Raw genomic sequence first — 13,647 nt, 5'->3', positions numbered from 1 at the left:
TTCGCGGCGCTGGTTGCGAGCGGCGCCGCTTGACCAAATGGTTGTATTTGGTAATACCAGAATGGCGGTGCGCACTAGCGCCTGTCGAGAAAAGACCAAAGTGGCTGGCCCTGCTTTCAATCGGCGCTATGCTTGGTCGTGGATAAATAGGGAGGATACCGATGCCGTCGACAATGAAAGGTCCTGGGCTGTTTCTGGCGCAGTTCGCGGGCGATGCCGCACCGTTCAATTCGCTGCCGTCGATCACCAAATGGGCGGCCGGGCTGGGCTACAAGGGCGTGCAGATCCCGACCTGGGACAGCCGGCTGTTCGACCTCGAGAAAGCGGCGTCTTCCCAGGCCTATTGCGACGAAGTGAAGGGCATCTGCACCGAGGCGGGCGTCGAGATCACCGAGCTGTCGACGCATTTGCAGGGGCAGTTGGTGGCGGTGCATCCGGCCTATGACGCGCAGTTCGACGGCTTCGCACCGCCTGCGGTGCACAACAACCCGAAGGCCAGGCAGCAATGGGCGGTCGAACAGATGAAGTTCGGCGCCAAGGCTTCGAAGAACCTCGGGCTCAAGGCGTCAGTGTCGTTTTGTGGAGCGTTGGCTTTTCCCTACCTTTATCCATGGCCGCAACGGCCGGCGGGATTGATCGAGGAAGCGTTTTCCGAACTGGGAAAGCGCTGGAAACCGATCCTCGACGTCTATGAGGATAATGGCGTCGATGTTGGTTACGAGATCCATCCGGGCGAGGACGTCTTCGACGGTGCGACATTCGAGATGTTCCTTGACGCCGTCGGCGGCCACAAGCGCTGCAATATCAATTACGACCCGTCGCACTTCCTGCTGCAGCAGCTCGACTATCTCGAATTCATCGACATTTATCACGAGCGGATCAAGGCGTTCCACGCCAAGGATGCCGAGTTCAATCCGACCGGCCGGCAAGGCGTCTATTCCGGCTATCAGAGCTGGACGAACCGGGCCGGGCGTTTCCGCTCGCTCGGCGACGGCCAGGTGGACTTCGGCGGCATCTTCTCCAAGCTCGCCCAGTATGACTATGATTCTTGGGCGGTGCTGGAATGGGAGTGCTGCCTGAAGCATCCGGAGGACGGTGCGGCCGAAGGCGCGCCCTTCATCCAGCATCACATCATCAGGGTGACGGAAAGGGCATTCGACGATTTCGCCGGCGGCGCGACCGACAAAAAAGTGCTGCGCGCCATGATGGGGATTTAGCACCGCTTTCCCTCCCCCTCGAGGGGAGGGTCGATCCGCGCAGCGGATCGGGGTGGGGTCGCTGGGCGTAGAGCTCGGCATGGACCGACCCCTCCCGGCCCTTCGGGCCACCCTCCCCTCAAGGGGGAGGGGTATTTCAGACGAGGGAGAAAAATCATGGTCGGCGCATCGAAATCGGAAACGGGAGGCGGCCCGATCCGCTACGGCATGGTCGGCGGCGGGCAAGGCGCCTTCATCGGCGCTGTGCACCGGATCGCGGCGCGTATGGACAATGAGTTCCTGCTGGTCGCCGGTGCCCTGTCATCCGACCCGGCGCGAGCCAAGGCCTCGGCCGAGGAGCTCGGCCTCGATCCGGCGCGCAGCTACGGCTCCTTCGCCGAGATGGCAAAGGCCGAGGCCAAGCGGCCGGACGGCATCGAGGCGGTGGCCATCGTCACGCCCAACAATGTGCACGTGCCGGCGGCGAAGGCGTTTCTCGAAGCCGGCATCCACGTCATTTGCGACAAGCCGCTGGCGACGACATTGGCGGAAGCGAAGAAGCTGGCGGCACTGGTCGAAAAGACCGGCAAGGTCTTTGTCCTCACCCACAACTACACCGCCTATCCGATGGTGCGGCAGGCGCGCGAGATGGTGGCCAAGGGGCAACTCGGCGACATCCGCATCGTGCAGTCGGAATATCCGCAGGACTGGCTGACCGAGGACCTTGCCGCCACCGGCCAGAAGCAGGCAGCGTGGCGCTCCGATCCCAAACAGGCCGGCGCCGGCGGGGCGCTGGGCGACATCGGCACGCATGCCTATAATCTGGCACGCTTCGTCTCCGGGCTCGAGCTTGATGCGCTTTCCGCCGATCTCGACGCCTTCGTGCCGGGCCGGCAGCTCGACGACAATGTCAATGTGATGTTGCGCTTCAAGCCGGCAGGCAAGTCGCACCCTGCCAAGGGCATGTTGTGGGCGAGCCAGGTGGCGCCCGGCCACGAGAACGGGCTGAAGTTGCGCATCTACGGCTCGAAGGGCGGGCTTGAATGGGTGCAAGCCGACCCGAACTACCTCTGGTACACGCCGTTCGGCCAGCCGAAGCAGTTGATCACCCGAAATGGCGCCGGCGCGCTGCCCGTCGCCGGGCGCGTCAGCCGGGTTCCGTCAGGCCATCCGGAAGGCTATCTCGAAGGCTTCGCCAACATCTATCAGGAGGCGGCCCGGGCCATCCGCGCGGCGCGCCGGAAGGGTGGCAAGCCGGCTAAGGATGTCATTTTCCCGACCATCCAGGACGGTGTCGAAGGCATGGCCTTCATCGAAGCCTGCGTGAAGTCGTCGAGGAAGAATGGAGCCTGGACGAAGCTCTGATCGGGGTGCTGATCTTCAGGTGATGCCGGCCTGCAAACGGCAGTTTCCTGCGCTTCCGGTGCTCACGTACCAAAAGTACGCTCCGCTCCGGTTCTCGGAAACTGCCTAGTTTGGTCGCTTCGCGCCCGTCTTCGACTCCGGCTCGGCCTGACCTGAATCTCAACACCCCTTGTGCGATTGGCAATGATAGAGAGGGGACGTCGATGAAAATCGGCATGTGCATGTTTTTGTGGACTACGGCCGTGTCGAAGAAACACGAGCCGCTGCTCAGGGATATTAAGGCGACCGGCTTCGATGGCGTCGAGATACCGATCTTTGCCGGCACGCCGGACGATTACAAAAGGCTCGGCGCGCTGCTCGACCGCATCGGGCTGGAACGCACCGCCGTTTCGGCGATGGGCGATCCGGCGATGAATTTGATTTCGGCCGATGCCTCGACGCGCAAGGCCGGCATCGACTATATGAAATGGGCGATCGACTGCGCACAAGCGCTTGGCGCCAGAACGCTGAGCGGCCCGCTGCATTCGACGCTCGGCGCCTTCTCCGGCCGTGGGCCGACGGCGGCGGAGAAAAAGCGCTCCGTCGCCTCGCAACGCGCCATTGGCGATCATGCTGGCAAGAAAAACGTCACCATCGGGCTGGAGGCGCTCAACCGCTTCGAATGCTATCTGCTCAACACGATGGACGATCTGTCGGAGCATGTCGATGCGATCGACCGGCCACACATCAAGGCGATGTACGACACTTTCCACGCCAATATCGAAGAGACCGACGCGATCGGCGCCTATACGCGCAACCGCAGGAATGTCGTCCATATCCATATTTCGGAGAATGATCGCGGCGTGCCCGGGCGCGGCCACATTCCGTGGCAAGACACGTTTTCGGCGATCCGCAAGAGCGGCTATGACGACTGGCTGACGATCGAGGCCTTCGGCCGCTCGCTGAGAGATTTGGCGGCGGCTACCAAGGTGTGGCGCGATTTTTCGGAAAGCCCGGAAGGCGTCTACCGCGACGGCTACAAGCACATCAGGAGCGGCTGGAAAAAGGCAGGTGCCTAGGACGCAGCCTTCCTCTCTCAGGCGATCTGAGCTGCCGGCGGACGGGCGGAAACGCGCCGCTCATCGTTGCCGGCACTCCCCATCAGTTTGCGGCGGAAATAGCTGGAGATGTTGTCAAAGACAAAGACGACGAGCAGAATAAGCAGAACCATGTAGAAAACATTGGCCCAGTTGGTGTTGGTGCGCATGGCCTCCCACAATTTCAGGCCGATGCCGCCGGCGCCGACAGCTCCTATGATCGTCGCTGAGCGGGTGTTCGATTCCCAGAAATAGAGGGATTGGCTGAGGAATACCGGCAGAACCTGGGGCAGCACGCCATAGCGCTGCACCATTGCCGGCGTGGCGCCGACCGAGCGGATGCCCTCGCGCTGCTTGTCGTCGATGTTCTCCAGCGCCTCGGAATAAAGTTTGCCGAGGGTTCCGGTGTCGGTGAAGAAGATCGCCGACATGCCGGCCAGCGGCCCAGGACCAAAGCCGCGCGTAAAAAACAGCGCCCAGATCAGCATGTCGACCGAGCGCAGGAAATCAAAGAAGCGCTTTGTCACCTGGTTGGCTAACCGGCTCGGCGTGACGTTGCGCGCAGCCAGGAAGGCGAGCGGAAAGGCGACGATCGAGGCCAGCACGGTGCCGACAAAAGCCATGACGATGGTCTGTAAAAGTTTCAGCCAGACGTCGCCGTGCTGCCACTCGGCGTTGTTCAAAATGTTGTCCCAGGCGAGCGCCGCGTTTGACCGCGACGGGTCGATGCGAGCCCCGGAGACGATCAGTGAAGCGACCTCGCTGAACGGCTTTCCCCAGAATGGCGAGTTGGTGTCGAATACGAAATTGGCCCAGCCGAAGAAACGTCGCCAGGCGACCACCTCGTCATTCTGCACCTCAGCGCGGCCGAGAAATCCGAACGAGACATAGGCTGTCGAGCCTGGCCTGCGCTGCTCGATCCAGTCAGGCAGCGGTGTGCGCGGCGTCACAGAACTGCCCTTGGCAATGTCAAAGAAGACGCTTTCGGCGCCGCGCGTCACGGTGACCAGGTTTGGCGTGACGGCGATTTGGCCATTGCCAAGGGTGACGGTTGCCGCCATGACGGCGTTTTCGCGCACCGTTTCAGGCACAGCCGGAGGGGATTGGCCCAACGGGACGGCCGGGTTCTCGGCAGTTGGCGCACCAGGCGCCATGAACGAATCCTGCGACGACTTGTTGGTCGCGATCGCCGGTGCCGGCGCTGCCTCGACCTGCCGCTCGATGACGGCCATCTGCTTGGCCACCCAGTCGGGATTTGGGTTGGATCCCAGCTTGGAGAAGCGGGAGTAGTCGATTGTCAGATGATTGTCCTTGAATTCGATGTCGGGCCGGATTTCGTAGGACACCCAGTCGGCGAGATAAGCGCCGGCAAGGTTCCAGTTCGCCTTTTCGAGAACGCTGGCGACCGAGAAGAACCACGAACAATAGAAGGTGTAGAGGATGCAAAGAAGGATGCCGATCGGAGTGGCGTAGCGCTTCCACAGCGAGCGCCGGAACGCGTCCGGGTGGCGAGCGGCGATGTCGTTGACGGCATCGGGATTCATTCTCTTACTCTCCGCGCCCATATGCGAACGCCTGCCGGCCGACAAGACGGTGTCTCAGCCATGCTGAAAACTGGTCGACGGCGACAATCGTGCAGAACAGCAGAAAGACGATGGCGATGGTCTTGGCCTCATGGCTTCGGCCGATCGAAAGACGCAGGGATTCGCCGATGCCGCCGGCGCCGACGGCGCCAAGTATGGTCGAAGCGCGCACATTGATCTCGAAGCGAAGCAGGAAATAGCTCATGAAGTTGGGCAGGACCTGAGGCACGATGCCGAACCACACCCGTTCGACCCAGTTGGCGCCTACGGCCCGCAAGCCTTCTTCAGGCTTCATGTCGGCATTTTCGACGACTTCGAAAAACATTTTTCCGAGCGCGCCGACGGTATGGATGCTGACCGCAATGATCGCAGGAATCGGTCCTAACGAGAAAATCGCCAGAAAAAAGCCGGCAATGACAATTTCCGGAAAGGCGCGGACAATTTCAAGGAAGCGGCGCGTGAAGAAACGGAGCCAGCGGCTGGCGGTGATATTGCCTGCAGCGAAGAAGCAGAGCAGAAAACCGAATGTGGCGCCCACCAGCGTCGAAAACAGGGCGATGTTCAGCGTCTCGACCATCCGGTGGAAATACTCCGGAATGTAGATGCCTTGGGTCAGGTAGACCCGGCCCTCCGGGTAGTCGAACTTGAGGCTGCCGTCGTCATAGGGGGACGGCAGGTCGAACAGCGCGCGCACCGGGTCGATCCAGTCGCGCGGCTTCAACTCGGCGAAAAAGTCGGCGACGTAGGGAAGCCGGTCGAAGAATTTTCCGGCGTTGGTTTCGTTGGCGAACCAGAGCGAGCCAGACAGTGCAAGAAACAGGAAAACCAGGCCGCCGATCGTGTAAAGGCGCCGGCGGGCGGCGAGGTCGTGCCAGTGCCGCTCGACAGTGGCTCCCTCCGGTGAAAGCGCAGGCGCGCGGCAGACGTCGGTCGCACTCATCAATATTTTTTCCCGGCCCCTGATGCGGCAACGCCGCCGGCGGCTCATGGCCCCGGCGGCGTTGTGGCAGTTTACTTACGAGCCGATCTTCGCCTTACGGGCGTCGATGATCGGCTGGTAGAATTCTGGGGTAACCGCCGAATAGCCCTTGTAGTCGCCGCCTTGTATCGCCGAGAAACAGGCCGGATCGGTTTCCGGCAGCTTGGTCAGGAAATCGGTGATCTTCTGCTTGTCGCCGGCGTCGATCGACGTACGCACGACCAGCGGGCCGTTCGGGATCAGCGGCGACTGCCACAATTCGACGAGGTCGTCCATCTTGAGGACGCCCTTGTCGACCATCTTGCGCAGATTGCCCGAGCTGTAGCCGTCGTTGAAGTCGCCGACGCCGGAGGCCCAGGTGGTGCCGGCATCGAACGTACCCTTGAGGACCTCAAGGACAAGCTGTTCGTGGCCGCCACCGAAACCGGTCGACGAGAAGTAGCTCTTCACATCCATGCCGATGTCCTTGGGCAATGATGTGACCGGGATCAGGTAACCGGAAGTCGAATCGGGATCGGCGAAACCGAGTTTCTTGCCCTTCATGTCGGCGAGCGTCTTGATGCCGGAATCAGCCCGGGCGACCATGACCGCACGGTAGCCGGTCGAGCCGTCGGTCTGGATCGTCGTCAGGATTGGTTGAACCGCATCCTTGTTTTCGAGATAGACCTTGGCGTAGGCGGAAGCGCCGAGTTCGGCAAAGTCGAGCGTGCCGCCGAGCAGGCCCTGGATGACGCCGTCGTAGTCAGCGGCCGGGAACAGCGAAACTTTTTCCACGCCGAGGACTTGCTTGATGTGATCGGCGAAGCACTGGTAGTTGCGCAGGCGGTCGGCTTCGTTCTCGCCGCCCAGAATGCCGACGCGGAATTCCTTCAGGTCCTGTGCCTGGACCGCGCCCATCGCCATGGCGATGATCGAAACAGCACCGAAAAGCATCTTTCTAAACATTTCGCATCTCTCCTGTTGGTTCCGGCATCGCGCCGGCAGCGTTCGAATTTTGAAACCGCCTTTTTTACGCCCGGCCTTGATGCGGACTGGCGATCCAGGCGCTCTTTCGTCGTCTGCTTTCGTATACTCGTATACCGGTATCCACTTGCTGGGATCTTGGAGCTAGTAGCCGGGAAATGCCGGCTCGAGCGGTCCGGCGGATGCGGCGATCTTTTGCTTGATGGCGACGCTGGTCGAAGTGATCGCCTCGGAGATTTCTTCGCCATTGCTGTTGGCGCCATAGACCATGCGCACGGCCTCCCGATTGAGGTCTTCGGGCGGGCCGTCGAACACCACCTTGCCGGCGGCCATGCCGATGATGCGGTTGCAATAGGTGCGCGCGGTATCCAGCGTGTGCAGATTGGTGACCACGGTGAGGCCCTCGCGCAGATTGATGTCCTGCAGCGAATCCATCACCACCTTGGCATTGAGCGGGTCGAGCGAGGCGATCGGCTCGTCGGCGAGAATGACCTTCGGCTGCTGCATCATGGCGCGGGCAATCGCGACGCGCTGCTGCTGGCCGCCGGACAAGGTGCCGGCCGGCTGCAGCGCTGTGCGGGCAATGTCGAGACGCTCGAGCGCGGCGATCGCCTCGGCCCGTTCCTCGCGGGAGAAGACACCGAGCAGATTGACAATTGTCGAGCGGTGGTTGAGTCGGCCGAGCAGCACGTTGGTCAGCACGTCAAGGCGCGGCACCAGGTTGAATTGCTGAAAGATCATGGCGCAATCGCGCTGCCAGCGCCTGAGCAGCGAACCGCGCAGGCTGGAGACTTCGGCGCCGTCAAAGAAAATCGAGCCCTGGCTGGGATCGATGAGGCGGTTGATCATGCGCAAAAGCGTCGACTTGCCGGCACCCGAGCGGCCGATGATGCCGACCATCTGACCGTGCGGGATCGAGATGTCGACATTGCTGACGGCGGTGTTCTTGCCAAACCGACGGGTGACGCCGCGGATTTCGAGCGTGGCTGAGGTTGCTGACATAGGCAAGTTCCAGTCCAGTCGCGTTTCGAAGGTCTGTTAACCTTCGCTAGCGCAGCCGCATGAAACTGCGGTGTCGGATTGATGTCAGTTTTGTTACCGTCCACAGCTTGGAAAGGGCGAGCCGGCGGCGGCAGTTCGATCAAGTGAAATGGTGAATAGTGAATAGTGAATAGTGAATAGTGAATAGTGAATAGTGAATAGTGAATAGTGAATAGTGAATAGTGAATAGTGAATAGTGAATAGTGATAAGAACGGCTTCCCAGCCACCATTCACTATTGACCATTCACCATTTCACTAGCTGCCGTATTTTTCCAGAAACGCTTCCGCCGAAAGCGCGCGAAAATCATCAAGTGCGGCGCGCAGGCGGGCATGGTCCCAATCCCACCAGGCAAGTGCCTGATAGCGTTCCGCCGTGCGGTGATCGAAGCGTTCGCGGATCGGCTTCGCCGGCACGCCACCGACAATGGTGTAGGGGGCGACGTCCTTCGATACTACGGCGCCGGCGCCGACCGCCGCACCATTGCCGACGCTGACGCCGGGCAGGATGGTCGAGCCGTGGCCAAGCCAGGTGTCGTGGCCGATGGTGACGCGCCTGGCGCGGCGCTGGGCAAAGAATTCGCTTTCGTGCTCGGCGTCGTCCCAATAGTCAGAGGCGCGATAAGTGAAATGGTGCAGCGTCGGCCGCCAAGTCGGATGGTTGGTGGCGTTGATGCGCACGCTGGCGGCGATGTTGGCGAATTTGCCGATCGTCGCGCACCAGGCGCTGCAGTCCTGCATCATATAGGAATAGTCGCCGAGCGTGCTTTCCGAGACCCGGCTGCGTTCGGCGATCTCGGTCCAGCGGCCGAGCGTCGAGCTCTCGACTTCCGCCGTCTCATGGACCAGCGGCGTTTCCGACAGTTTTCGGGTCATGCGGCGATTTTCCCGGCGGCAAAAGCGGTCACGTCGATGACGCGGTCGGCCACTGCCTCACGCACGTCTTGGTCGTGGAAGATGCCAAGCAGGGCGACGCCGGCCGCCTTTTTAGCCGCGATCAGCGCAATCACCACATCGCGGTTGCTGGCGTCGAGCGAAGCCGTCGGTTCGTCGAGCAGCAGGATCGGGTGCTCGGTGATGAAGCCGCGCGCGATGTTGACGCGCTGCTGCTCGCCGCCGGAAAAGGTCGCCGGCGGCAGCATCCAAAGCTTTTCCGGCAGGTTGAGTTGCGCCAGCACGGCACGCGCCTTGCCGCGCGCGACCTCACGGTCCTCGCCGCGCTCGACCAGCGGCTCGGCGACAACGTCCAGCGCCGAGACGCGCGGCACTGTGCGCAGGAACTGGCTGACATAGCCGATCGTGAGGCGGCGCACGGCAAGCACGGTGCGTGGGCTGGCCGTCGCCAGGTCGATGAGCACGTCCTCGTGCTGGACGATGATCTGGCCTGCATCGACGGCATAGTTGCCATAGAGCATCCTCAAGATCGAGCTCTTGCCGGCGCCGGAGGGGCCGCCGAGCACGGCACATTCGCCGCTCCTGATCGAGAACGACACGCCGGCGACGACAGGCAGTTTGATGCCGTCGCGCAGATGCATGGTGAAGCTCTTGGCGACATCTGAGACGACGAGCGGGGTTGCCATGGTTACACCTGAAGTATCGAGGAAACGAGAAGCTGGGTGTAGGGCGCGCGCGGGTCGTCGAGCACGCGGTCGGTGAGGCCGCTTTCGACGACGCGGCCGTCCTTCATCACCATCATGCGTTGCGACAGCAGACGCGCCACCGCAAGGTCGTGGGTGACGACGATCGCCGCCAGGCCGAGATCGGTGACCAGGCCGCGCAGCAGGTCGAGCAGGCGCGCCTGCACGGAAACGTCGAGGCCGCCGGTCGGCTCGTCCATGAACACCAGGCGCGGCCCGGTGACGAGGTTGCGGGCGATCTGCAGGCGCTGGCGCATGCCGCCGGAAAAGGCCCGCGGCTCGTCGTCAATACGGTCCTCGTCGATCTCGACGCGCGACAGCCAGTCGACGGCGGTAGCGCGGATTTTTCCGTAGTGGCGGTCGCCGACCGCCATCAGCCGCTCGCCGACATTGGCGCCGGCCGACACCGTCATGCGCAGCCCGTCGGCGGGGTTCTGGTGGACAAAACCCCAGTCGGTGCGCATCAGGAAGCGGCGTTCGGCCTCGCTCATGCGGTAGAGCTCGCGGAACTGGCCGTCGCGCATGCGGTAGCTGGCGGTGCCGGAGCTCGGCAGCAATCTGGTCGACAGGCAGTTGAGCAGCGTCGTCTTGCCGGATCCGGATTCGCCGACCACCGCTAGCACCTCGCCCGGCCACAGATCGAAGGTCACGTTCTCGCAACCAACGCGCGAACCGTAGAACTTGGACAGCGCGGAAACGCGCAGCAACGGCTCGTCACTCATTGCGCCGGCTCCGTTTTTTCCAGGGGGCTCTCGGGCGCAAGGTGGCCGCGATGGCCTTGCTCGCGCCGCTTCTCGCAATGGTCGGTATCGGAGCAGACGAACATGTAGCCACCATGGTCGTCGAGGATGACCTCGTCGAGATAGACGTTCTCGGCCGCGCACAGCGCGCAGGGCTGGTCGAAGGTCTGCACCTCGAACGGATGGTCCTCGAAGTCGAGGCTGACCACATCGGTGAAAGGCGGCAGCGCATAGATGCGCTTTTCGCGGCCGGCGCCGAACAGCTGCAGAGCCGGCGAACGGTGCATTTTCGGGTTATCGAATTTCGGCGTCGGCGACGGGTCCATCACATAGCGACCCTCGACCTTGACCGGATAGGCGTAGGTGGTGGCGATGCGGCCGTGCCGGGCGATGTCTTCGTAGAGCTTCACGTGCATGAGGCCGTATTCCTCCAGCGCATGCATCTTGCGCGTTTCTGTCTCGCGCGGCTCGAGGAAGCGCAGCGGCTCGGGAATCGGCACCTGATAGACCAGCACCTGGCCTGCTGTCAGCGGATGTTCGGGAATACGGTGGCGGGTCTGGATGATGGTTGCCTTCGCCGTCTCGGTGGTGACGGCGACATTGGCGACCTTCTTGAAAAAAGCGCGGATCGAGACGGCGTTGGTGGTGTCGTCGGCGCCCTGGTCGATGACCTTCAGCACATCGTCTGGGCCGATGATCGAGGCGGTGACCTGGACGCCGCCGGTGCCCCAGCCATAGGGCATCGGCATTTCGCGTGAGGCGAATGGCACTTGGTAGCCGGGAATGGCGATGCCCTTGAGGATCGCCCGGCGGATCATCCGCTTGGTCTGCTCGTCGAGATAGGCGAAGTTATAGGTAGCGATGTCGGTCGGTTGTGCGGTCATTCCGCGGCCTCCCTTTTTTCTTCGGCCCTGCCGGCGTTCTCGCGGGCGTCGTGCTCGGCCCGCATGCGGCGCACCAGATCGAGCTCGGCTTGGAAGTCGACATAGTGCGGCAGCTTCAGGTGCTCGACGAACCCCGTCGCCTGGACGTTGTCGGAATGCGAGATGACGAACTCCTCGTCCTGGGCTGCGGCGACGACGTCTTCGCCGAATTCGGTTGCACGAAGAGCGCGGTCGCAGAGCGCCATGGCCATCGCCTTGCGCTCGCTCTGGCCGAAGACGAGGCCGTAGCCGCGGGTGAATTGCGGCGCCTTGGCTGAGCCCTTGAACTGGTTGACCATTTGGCACTCGGTGACACGCACGGAGCCGAGCGGTACTGCGAATGGCAGCTCCGGCACGTCGAGTTCCAGCTCGACCTCGCCGATGCGAACCTCGCCGACGAAGGGATGGTTGCGGGCATAGCCGCGCTGGGTGGAGTAGCCGAGCGCCAGCAAAAAACCCTCGTCGCCGCGTGACAGCGCCTGCAGGCGGATGTCGCGCGCCATCGGAAATTCCAGCGGCTCGCGGGTGATGTCGCCCGGGATATGGTCCTGCGGCATGTCGCCATCAGGCTCGATCAGGCCTTCGCGGGCGAGGATGGCGGAGACGCGCGGCATGGCTTCCGCCTCGCTGGCCCGCTGCAGCGGCTCGGCGACGTCCCCGCCCGCGGCAAGCTCGGGATCGAGCAGCCGGTGGGTGTAGTCGAAAGTCGGGCCGAGCAGCTGGCCGCCGGGAAGATCTTTGTAGGTCGCCGACACGCGCCGCTCGACCAGCATCGCTCCGGTGTCGATCGCCTTGGTGTAGCCGAAGCGCGGCAGCGTGGTGCGATAGGCGCGGACCAGGAAGATCGCCTCGATCATGTCGCCGCGCGCCTGAACGATGGCCAGCGCCGCCAATTCACGGTCGTAGAGCGAACCTTCGCTCATCACCCGGTCGACGCCGAGCGCCAGCTGCTCGACGATCTGGTCAAGGCGAAGCGCCGGCACCGAACGGTCGCCGCGGCGGCGGTCGGCGAGCAGGGCGTGGGCGTTGGCAATGGCCGCTTCACCGCCTTTTACTGCGACATACATATCACGCCTCCATCGTCTTGATGCGCGTCGTGCGCGGCAGGCAGGCAACGCCTTCCGGGGTGGCGAGGATAATGTCGACACCACGCGGAAAACGCTGATTGTTCTGCTTCCATTGTTCGACGAAGTGGCGCGGCATCTGCGCCGGCGCGATTGTCGCGGTTGTTTCGATGCCAGGACCTTCAAGCAGCAGAGGGGCGCCTGAGACGAGATCGCTCACCTGCAGGATCAGCGTCGTCGAGCGGTCGGGATAGTCCTGGGTGCCTTGTGAAAAGCCGTCGAGCGCCATCATCTCGGCCGGCGTGGCGATCAGCGCGAAATGCGCATCGGCTGGCGTGTTGGCCAGTGGCGCGCCGGTGTGGAAGCCAAGCCAGGATTTTATCGCTGCCGGGGGCTGCAAAACGAGGTCGAGCCAGAGCGGCGTGTCGTTGTCGCACAGCGCCAGCGCGATGGCGCCTGCGGTGGCCGACAGCGGCGCCGGCGGGCGGGCAAAGACCGGCAGAGGCTGCAGGGTGCCCGGCCGCGCCATCGCGTCCATCACGGCGCGAAACACCGTCTGGGCGTCGAACACCGGATCGGCAAAACCGCCCTCGATCGCTTGGGTTGCGATGTCCATCAGTCTTCTCCGCGTACCATGGTGAAGAAATCGACCTTCGTCGCCGCCGTCTCGGCGCGCCGCCGCTCGCGTGCCCTGGCCAGCGCGGCCTGCAGCGGCGCAATGAGCTTGGTCTCGACCTCGTTGCGGCGGGTGGGATCCTGCCAGAGCGCGTCGGCGATCGCCGCCAGTTTTGCCTTCTGCTTGTCACGGCCCAGCGCGTAGCAGTGGCCGACTTCTCCCGAGGCAAGCCGCACCGTCGCGCGGGTGACCGTCGCCTCGCCGACATTGAACGGCGCGCCGCCGCCGCCGATACGGCCACGCACGGTGACCAGGCCGGTTTCGGGGCCGCGCAGGAGTTCTGCTTCCGAAGGCAGGCCGGCTTCTTTCCAAAGGCGGACGATATCGTCGCCGGTCGATTGCGCCAGCGTCGCCATGACGGCCTTGCGCTCAGCCTGATCGCGCGCTTCCTGTCCTCGCATGGTTA

14 protein-coding genes are annotated in these 13,647 nt (G+C 63.0%); 3 read left to right on the top strand and 11 right to left on the bottom strand.

The window, feature by feature from the left end:
• Positions 1-161: 161 nt before the first annotated feature.
• The 3 genes from NMG80_RS24005 to NMG80_RS23995 all read left to right on the top strand — a co-directional run bounded on the left by NMG80_RS24005 (position 162) and on the right by NMG80_RS23995 (position 3,619).
• Positions 162-1,217 (top strand): sugar phosphate isomerase/epimerase family protein, encoded by a 1,056-nt coding sequence (locus NMG80_RS24005; protein WP_254020402.1) that lies wholly within the window; start codon positions 162-164, stop codon positions 1,215-1,217.
• Between the two features lie 156 nt (positions 1,218-1,373).
• Positions 1,374-2,561: a Gfo/Idh/MocA family protein gene (locus tag NMG80_RS24000; RefSeq protein WP_254020401.1), complete on the top strand. Its 1,188-nt coding sequence runs from the start codon at positions 1,374-1,376 to the stop codon at positions 2,559-2,561.
• 203 nt (positions 2,562-2,764) lie between these two features.
• Positions 2,765-3,619 carry a sugar phosphate isomerase/epimerase family protein gene (locus NMG80_RS23995; RefSeq protein ID WP_254020400.1) on the top strand — a complete coding sequence of 285 codons (855 nt, stop codon included), beginning with the start codon at positions 2,765-2,767 and terminating at the stop codon, positions 3,617-3,619.
• 17 nt (positions 3,620-3,636) lie between these two features.
• On the opposite strand, the gene phnE (NMG80_RS23990) is transcribed toward NMG80_RS23995, so the two are convergent.
• The 11 genes from phnE (NMG80_RS23990) to phnG all read right to left on the bottom strand — a co-directional run bounded on the left by phnE (NMG80_RS23990) (position 3,637) and on the right by phnG (position 13,642).
• Positions 3,637-5,181, bottom strand: a complete 1,545-nt coding sequence (gene phnE / locus NMG80_RS23990) for a phosphonate ABC transporter, permease protein PhnE (protein WP_254020399.1) — start codon at positions 5,179-5,181, stop codon at positions 3,637-3,639.
• A 4-nt stretch (positions 5,182-5,185) separates the two neighbouring features.
• Positions 5,186-6,160: a phosphonate ABC transporter, permease protein PhnE gene (gene phnE / locus NMG80_RS23985; RefSeq protein WP_254020398.1), complete on the bottom strand. Its 975-nt coding sequence runs from the start codon at positions 6,158-6,160 to the stop codon at positions 5,186-5,188.
• A 75-nt stretch (positions 6,161-6,235) separates the two neighbouring features.
• On the bottom strand, positions 6,236-7,144 hold the full coding sequence (gene phnD, locus NMG80_RS23980; protein ID WP_254020397.1) for a phosphonate ABC transporter substrate-binding protein: 909 nt from the start codon (positions 7,142-7,144) through the stop codon (positions 6,236-6,238).
• A gap of 162 nt (positions 7,145-7,306) precedes the next feature.
• Entirely contained in the window at positions 7,307-8,164 is an 858-nt protein-coding gene (gene phnC, locus NMG80_RS23975; RefSeq protein ID WP_254020396.1) for a phosphonate ABC transporter ATP-binding protein, read from the bottom strand.
• Between the two features lie 295 nt (positions 8,165-8,459).
• Entirely contained in the window at positions 8,460-9,077 is a 618-nt protein-coding gene (locus tag NMG80_RS23970) for a DapH/DapD/GlmU-related protein (protein WP_254020395.1), read from the bottom strand.
• The gene (gene phnL, locus NMG80_RS23965; RefSeq protein ID WP_254020394.1) at positions 9,074-9,781 is read right to left on the bottom strand and encodes a phosphonate C-P lyase system protein PhnL; all 708 of its coding nucleotides are present in this window, start codon (positions 9,779-9,781) and stop codon (positions 9,074-9,076) included. Before phnL ends, NMG80_RS23970 begins: the two co-directional genes overlap by 4 nt.
• A gap of 2 nt (positions 9,782-9,783) precedes the next feature.
• On the bottom strand, positions 9,784-10,560 hold the full coding sequence (gene phnK, locus NMG80_RS23960) for a phosphonate C-P lyase system protein PhnK (RefSeq protein WP_254020393.1): 777 nt from the start codon (positions 10,558-10,560) through the stop codon (positions 9,784-9,786).
• The gene (locus NMG80_RS23955) at positions 10,557-11,462 is read right to left on the bottom strand and encodes an alpha-D-ribose 1-methylphosphonate 5-phosphate C-P-lyase PhnJ (RefSeq protein ID WP_254020392.1); all 906 of its coding nucleotides are present in this window, start codon (positions 11,460-11,462) and stop codon (positions 10,557-10,559) included. Before NMG80_RS23955 ends, phnK begins: the two co-directional genes overlap by 4 nt.
• Complete coding sequence (locus NMG80_RS23950) at positions 11,459-12,568, bottom strand: carbon-phosphorus lyase complex subunit (protein WP_254020391.1); 1,110 nt, start codon at positions 12,566-12,568, stop codon at positions 11,459-11,461. Before NMG80_RS23950 ends, NMG80_RS23955 begins: the two co-directional genes overlap by 4 nt.
• A gap of 1 nt (position 12,569) precedes the next feature.
• Positions 12,570-13,181: a phosphonate C-P lyase system protein PhnH gene (gene phnH / locus NMG80_RS23945; protein ID WP_254020390.1), complete on the bottom strand. Its 612-nt coding sequence runs from the start codon at positions 13,179-13,181 to the stop codon at positions 12,570-12,572.
• A complete protein-coding gene (gene phnG, locus NMG80_RS23940; protein ID WP_254020389.1) occupies positions 13,181-13,642 on the bottom strand; it encodes a phosphonate C-P lyase system protein PhnG in 462 nt (153 codons plus the stop codon). The genes phnH and phnG overlap by 1 nt, the downstream gene beginning before the upstream one ends.
• Positions 13,643-13,647 lie beyond the last annotated feature (5 nt).

This window comes from Mesorhizobium escarrei, assembly GCF_935825525.1.
Lineage (GTDB): Bacteria > Pseudomonadota > Alphaproteobacteria > Rhizobiales > Rhizobiaceae > Mesorhizobium > Mesorhizobium escarrei.
This window is presented reverse-complemented; position numbering and strand designations above follow the sequence as displayed.

Bases quoted from the DNA above. Each gene is read 5' to 3' on its own strand.
- NMG80_RS24000 (WP_254020401.1), top strand. From the start codon at position 1,374: ATGGTCGGCGCATCGAAATCGGAAACGGGAGGCGGCCCGATCCGCTAC.
- NMG80_RS23950 (WP_254020391.1), bottom strand. From the start codon at position 12,568: ATGTATGTCGCAGTAAAAGGCGGTGAAGCGGCCATTGCCAACGCCCAC.
- NMG80_RS23970 (WP_254020395.1), bottom strand. From the start codon at position 9,077: ATGACCCGAAAACTGTCGGAAACGCCGCTGGTCCATGAGACGGCGGAA.
- NMG80_RS24005 (WP_254020402.1), top strand. From the start codon at position 162: ATGCCGTCGACAATGAAAGGTCCTGGGCTGTTTCTGGCGCAGTTCGCG.
- NMG80_RS23995 (WP_254020400.1), top strand. From the start codon at position 2,765: ATGAAAATCGGCATGTGCATGTTTTTGTGGACTACGGCCGTGTCGAAG.
- phnG (WP_254020389.1), bottom strand. From the start codon at position 13,642: ATGCGAGGACAGGAAGCGCGCGATCAGGCTGAGCGCAAGGCCGTCATG.
- phnK (WP_254020393.1), bottom strand. From the start codon at position 10,560: ATGAGTGACGAGCCGTTGCTGCGCGTTTCCGCGCTGTCCAAGTTCTAC.
- phnH (WP_254020390.1), bottom strand. From the start codon at position 13,181: ATGGACATCGCAACCCAAGCGATCGAGGGCGGTTTTGCCGATCCGGTG.
- NMG80_RS23955 (WP_254020392.1), bottom strand. From the start codon at position 11,462: ATGACCGCACAACCGACCGACATCGCTACCTATAACTTCGCCTATCTC.
- phnE (WP_254020399.1), bottom strand. From the start codon at position 5,181: ATGAATCCCGATGCCGTCAACGACATCGCCGCTCGCCACCCGGACGCG.
- phnC (WP_254020396.1), bottom strand. From the start codon at position 8,164: ATGTCAGCAACCTCAGCCACGCTCGAAATCCGCGGCGTCACCCGTCGG.
- phnE (WP_254020398.1), bottom strand. From the start codon at position 6,160: ATGAGTGCGACCGACGTCTGCCGCGCGCCTGCGCTTTCACCGGAGGGA.
- phnL (WP_254020394.1), bottom strand. From the start codon at position 9,781: ATGGCAACCCCGCTCGTCGTCTCAGATGTCGCCAAGAGCTTCACCATG.
- phnD (WP_254020397.1), bottom strand. From the start codon at position 7,144: ATGTTTAGAAAGATGCTTTTCGGTGCTGTTTCGATCATCGCCATGGCG.